Here is a 5,033-nt window from a genome sequence, read left to right as displayed (position 1 = left end):
AGATGTGTATAAGAGACAGGTCAATTATTGAACCAAAATATCGTATACATAAAAACTGAAAAATTAGAAAGTAACATGAGCCCCCTCAGCCTTTATGGTACACTATGGAAAAGAAACTGGTTTTGTTAATCCCTTTATGCAAAAATCAGCAGTGACTATCAATTCATCCTCCGTTTAAACTAAGCGTTTTGGGCTGAACTGAGCAGGCGCTCAAGTTTGGAATCCAAATTGATAAGGATGCCTAGCAGTTGTTAGTCACATCTATACGAAGAAAGAAGGTCAGTTATGGGGAAAATGACTTATAAAAAAGTACTTTGTGTTGTAGTGCTATTCAGTTCGCTGGTGGGGCTAGCGGCCTGCGGTAGCTCCAAAGCAAACAATTCAGCGTCTACGAAAATAACCCATCAGTCAACTAAAAAACATTCAAAATCAATCAAAAAACCTTCAGAAAAGAACGTTCCTGAGGCTTTTGTGAAAGGCGAAAAAGGAACTTTTGAAGCACTAGGTGAAACTAAACCCGTTATTTGGGACGCTTATCCTGATAAGTTGGCCTACGTGAAAGATGCTTTTTATCATTGGACACTTCAAGACGACTGGTTCCAAGTCATTACTGGTCACTACATGGTCGTCGACCGTTTAAATACTTCAGGAATGTTATTAAAGAAACTTCAAAAGGGCACACCAGTTAAATTAAACGGCAAAGACTATAAAGTGGCAGATTATAAAGACTTTGAAGGAGGAGGCAGCGCGGATAAATTGTTAAGCCAGTTCAAAGGATATGTTGAGCAATTCCCTAAATCTGCTTACTTTATTCAAACCTGTCTTGATGCCAGAACTTATGGCGGACAACGTTTAGTAGTTCTTGACGTAGCAAAATAGTAAATGGTTTAGCCACAAAATTTAGGCTATTTGCCAAATTTTGTTGTTTTGAAAATATTGCCTGTTAATCAATATCGTTGATGAACAGGCAATATTTTTTAACTGATTACGCGACTGTATCGTATAACTTTAATTGCACATTCGCTATGTTATACGCGTTATCGTGGTTAATTTACGCTATCTGTCCTCTTCAAGACCAGCAGTGAATTTTTCTGCTAAGATGTGAAAGCCTTCTAAATATTCTCCATAACCATCGGCAATAATCGCATCGTCATGAACTACAAACTTATTATTTTCTAACACTACATACTTGGTAAAGAATTGCTCAAGCTCTGCAGCCAATTTATCAAAATCTTCTTCAGAAAGCTCATCGTCATCGTCACTAGTATTTGCTGCAGCAGATGGATTCCAATTTTTTACTCCAAAATCTTGACTCATGATATTCCTTCTTCTTAATGTAATCTATGAATATTGCATATTAGCATCCTAGACAGCAACCAAAAAGTTACTGATAAATAAAAAACAACTAAATAGGATTAAAATCTACCGTAATATAACTTAGAAAATATGAAATAGAAGATTAGCGAAGTGCTGTGTGCATTTCGCTAATCTTTATGAAATAAATTGTTCAATAACGATCATCAGGTATGAAGGCACGTGCAAAAGCAACAATAAGTGTAAAAACAAATGTTTCAATCCACCTATTTGGAGATGAAATGTAAGCAATTGTATTGCCACTAAATATTGCAAAAATTCCAAGCAAGCCAATAAATGTCAACGGCATATAAGTAGCTTCTCGTTTGATAAGTCGCTTAAAATAAGCCAAAATTTGCTTTTTCATAATGATTCACCTACCCCACTGGTCACGACATTGCCATGCGCAATACCCAATTGAAATGCAATACCAACAGAACCACCGAGTTTCTTTAACACTGTCTTTGCTAAGCGCTTCACCGCATAATTCCTTTCCTTAAAACGTTATTTTGCTGTACAAATAAATTGTGCAATGGCTCTCAGTGTAATAAAAAAATACTGTCATGTAATCAGCTGTAACTATATTTAGTGACACAGTAAAATTGGCAATACTTGTGATTGTTATTTTTGGGCTCAGTAGAAATTTTTATGCTGCAAAAATCAACCCAAACACATCCGTTATCGTGTCAGTTTTTGTTAGATTTGCAATTTTTGCCACGATAACTCCATAAATATGTCTTTATTTAAGAATGGTTCCAAAACGGAAATGTTCTTAAATGTTGATTGTTGAGAACATACAAACTGCTAATCGTAAAAGTTTTAAAAAGTTTTCTAAAAACGCTATCGTTAAAAATAAGTACGCCTATTTGTGTAGATAAAATTTGAACGTTAGTATGTTGGTAATTTACAAAACAAGAATCACAAGGAGGTGCTTATTATGACCAATCCTTTGCACGGTATACGAGAAGAAGATATCGTCAAGTACTTTAAAGATCACAATCTTTCAGTTGATAAGACGTATGTATTTACCATGAAATACGACCCTTGGTGGAAAGATTTACTCAAACTATTTTTGTTACCTAAATTATTCTATGTAGCGCAAAGTGTTGATGCGCGTATTGTTGCTGCCACTAATAATGAGTTTATTGTTGTTAATCCGAATACCATTTTAGGCTCGGGTAATCTAGCTAAATTAGACGATAAGCATCTTCATCGCATTCCGTGGAATCAACTCACTAATTTTGAAGTTATAAATAAGCCAACAACCCAAATAATTCGCTTTACTGCGAATGGTAAAACCGAAGAATGGAGTGTGCCAACGGAAAGTGCTAGCGTATGGCACTTTAATGTGTACAATCTTGATAATTTGAGAAAAACAATACAATCGCACATCTCTTGATAAGCGGATTCCAAAACAAGATACCATATATTGTATGAACACTACTTACGCAATTGTTGATAATGACACGCTTGTATTGCGATATATGCAACTTCTTCTGAGAAGTCGTTTGCCTGAAAACTTTGTTTGTGCATGGATGTGTTCTTCTGCAAAACAAGCTATTCATCGTTGCGTTACAGAAAATACTCCTGACATACTTTTAGTAGATATGTCAATGAGAGAAATGAGTGGTGTTGATGTAATTAAGGCAATTCGCGAGCGCAATAGCAATATTGTTTTGATTGGCATTACTTCCTACATGCTGGATGAATACGTATTGCAAGTTGCTAAGTCGGGTGGTCAAGCGCTAGTACATAAAGACAATTTAGCAGACATAGTTGCAGCTATTCAATCGCGCACAACAAGCTACGGTTGCCCAGAATTGCCACAATATATTGACTATTTTCACACTCCGCAAGAATCATTCAATATGATTTCTCAACTTCCGAAGACTTCAGTTTTGTCTCCTCAAGAATCGGAAATTATGCGCTTGTGCAAACAGGGATCTTCTACGAAAGAGATTGCAGATCAGCTTAATGTGAAAGTTTCAACAGTCAACACGCACTTACGGCGTATTTATGGAAAACTTCAAGTTAAAAGTCGTATGCAAGCGCTCGCTGCGCTCGCAAAATATTCGCATGACATATAACGTGTAAGAAATTAACATGTAAAAGTAGGTAGTTATGAAATTATTAACGCGTATGATCAATTTTTTGCCGCATGATGCCTGGCAGAAAATTGGAATTGGCGCAATCATAAGTTGTACTTTGATTCTTGAAATTTGTTCCTATAATAATCTTCATTACTACTCTAATTGGCATGCAATTACGGTTGAAATAGTATGGATTGTAATCTGCTTATGTATTGCAATATGGCCTCGTAAAGCATCTTTTATTGTGCTTATTTGGATGCCGTTGGTAATTATTGCGCCAAATATCAACTACTCATCTATGATGCTTACCATATTGATTTGTTTAGCAATTGCTGTAATTACTCAACCTTGGTACACTGTGCTTTCTTCTTGCGGAGTTTCTTCATGGTTCTTTATTATCTGCGATTTTCAAAACGCTTATGTGTTAGCGTGGTGGCTTCTTATCACTCTTATTTCTAGCGCAATCGTAAAATACTATATTTCCACTATTCACCAACAGCAAGAACAGTTATTTGCACAGCGTTACAACATTTTTCAAAAATATGCCACTATTGCAGCAATTCGCATGCACGATGAAGTAACTAATGAGCTTTCCAGCATTATGATGATAGCTCAACAATCTATTGAACCTCAAACAACTCATGACCAAGAGCATGAAAATTCGCGAGAGATTCTTCAACGTGCTACTACAACTGTTCATAGAGCACGTAATATTATTTCTCTTCTTGACAATGCTACAACTGCAAGCACTGGCGATGTTATGCAATCGACTACATTTTATAAAGATTTTTGCACAGGCTTACGTGTTTTATTTGACTGTGAACAAAAGTCATTTGAAAAGCTTGACTATATTGGTTCCATTGACTTGAGTAGTGATTTAGCTACTGAAAATTCGAGATCAGCACATTTGCCTTTTGAAGAATGTGCTCAGATTGAGTATATTTGCCGAGAACTGCTTGCGAACGTAAAAAAGCATGCTGCAAAACCTAAAGAATACGCCATGAATGTAATGCTTAATGACCATGAATGTCACATTACGTGTATAAATAGTGCGCAACGAGGCGTTCTTGCTAACTTGCAATTAGGATATGGACTGCGTTTTCATAAGATGCTTGCGGAACGAGTTGGCGGAACTTTTAAAGTTATTGAAGATGGCGATTCGTGGATTATTAATGTACATGTTCCACTTCATGTAGAGAAATAGTCATTGTGCTTCCTTGCGCTTTAATCGAGTATTTGGACACGTTTTAATCGAGTATTTGGACGAAGCTTTGCACAGAAGATGCAAGTAAGCGGTTAATTTGCAATGCAGAATGCTGTTTCGTTGCTATGTCATACACGTTATCGTGGCAGTTTTTGTAAGATTTGCAATTTTTGCCACGATAACTTGCTTAAAAAATATAGTTATACAAAAGGAATAACATTTTCAAGCGAACTTGATGAAATTATAAACTTATTGAACGTTCTTAGCTCTAAGCAAAATGACTAAATTTTGTATCCATTGGCGACAAAGCGACAATTTTGGCGACATAAAAATGCCGCTTTGTGTCATATCTCTCATGTTTATTCTTGACAAACTCATATAACAAC

General features: G+C 36.1%; 5 protein-coding genes and 1 pseudogene. 4 read left to right on the top strand and 2 right to left on the bottom strand.

Annotation, left to right across the window (positions count from 1 at the left end; translation table 11 throughout):
* Nucleotides 1–285: 285 nt before the first annotated feature.
* The gene (locus tag A5294_RS04880; protein ID WP_004105672.1) at nucleotides 286–879 is read left to right on the top strand and encodes a hypothetical protein; all 594 of its coding nucleotides are present in this window, start codon (nucleotides 286–288) and stop codon (nucleotides 877–879) included.
* Nucleotides 880–1,056: 177 nt separating this feature from the next.
* Here the strand turns inward: A5294_RS04880 and A5294_RS04875 are convergent.
* Nucleotides 1,057–1,251, bottom strand: a pseudogene (locus tag A5294_RS04875) (hypothetical protein); the annotation flags it as partial.
* Between the two features lie 256 nt (nucleotides 1,252–1,507).
* Nucleotides 1,508–1,720: a hypothetical protein gene (locus A5294_RS04870; RefSeq protein WP_004105675.1), complete on the bottom strand. Its 213-nt coding sequence runs from the start codon at nucleotides 1,718–1,720 to the stop codon at nucleotides 1,508–1,510.
* Nucleotides 1,721–2,290: 570 nt separating this feature from the next.
* On the opposite strand from A5294_RS04870, the gene A5294_RS04865 reads away from it, so the two are divergent.
* The 3 genes from A5294_RS04865 to A5294_RS04855 are packed head-to-tail and all read left to right on the top strand — an operon-like array spanning nucleotide 2,291 to nucleotide 4,647.
* The gene (locus A5294_RS04865) at nucleotides 2,291–2,752 is read left to right on the top strand and encodes a hypothetical protein (protein WP_064340601.1); all 462 of its coding nucleotides are present in this window, start codon (nucleotides 2,291–2,293) and stop codon (nucleotides 2,750–2,752) included.
* 34 nt (nucleotides 2,753–2,786) lie between these two features.
* On the top strand, nucleotides 2,787–3,440 hold the full coding sequence (locus A5294_RS04860) for a response regulator transcription factor (RefSeq protein WP_004105678.1): 654 nt from the start codon (nucleotides 2,787–2,789) through the stop codon (nucleotides 3,438–3,440).
* A 34-nt stretch (nucleotides 3,441–3,474) separates the two neighbouring features.
* Nucleotides 3,475–4,647, top strand: a complete 1,173-nt coding sequence (locus A5294_RS04855; RefSeq protein WP_004574153.1) for an exodeoxyribonuclease V — start codon at nucleotides 3,475–3,477, stop codon at nucleotides 4,645–4,647.
* Nucleotides 4,648–5,033 lie beyond the last annotated feature (386 nt).

Origin of the sequence: Gardnerella sp. 30-4, assembly GCF_001641215.1 — a bacterium.
In the GTDB taxonomy this organism is placed as follows: Bacteria; Actinomycetota; Actinomycetes; order Actinomycetales; family Bifidobacteriaceae; genus Bifidobacterium; species Bifidobacterium leopoldii.
The sequence above is the reverse complement of the archived record's forward strand: the minus strand, read 5'-3'. Positions and strand labels throughout refer to the sequence as shown.

What these genes read in the sequence shown, in the direction of transcription:
- A5294_RS04880 (WP_004105672.1), top strand. Translation starts at nt 286, where the DNA reads ATGGGGAAAATGACTTATAAAAAAGTACTTTGTGTTGTAGTGCTATTC.
- A5294_RS04870 (WP_004105675.1), bottom strand. Translation starts at nt 1,720, where the DNA reads ATGAAAAAGCAAATTTTGGCTTATTTTAAGCGACTTATCAAACGAGAA.
- A5294_RS04865 (WP_064340601.1), top strand. Translation starts at nt 2,291, where the DNA reads ATGACCAATCCTTTGCACGGTATACGAGAAGAAGATATCGTCAAGTAC.
- A5294_RS04860 (WP_004105678.1), top strand. Translation starts at nt 2,787, where the DNA reads ATGAACACTACTTACGCAATTGTTGATAATGACACGCTTGTATTGCGA.
- A5294_RS04855 (WP_004574153.1), top strand. Translation starts at nt 3,475, where the DNA reads ATGAAATTATTAACGCGTATGATCAATTTTTTGCCGCATGATGCCTGG.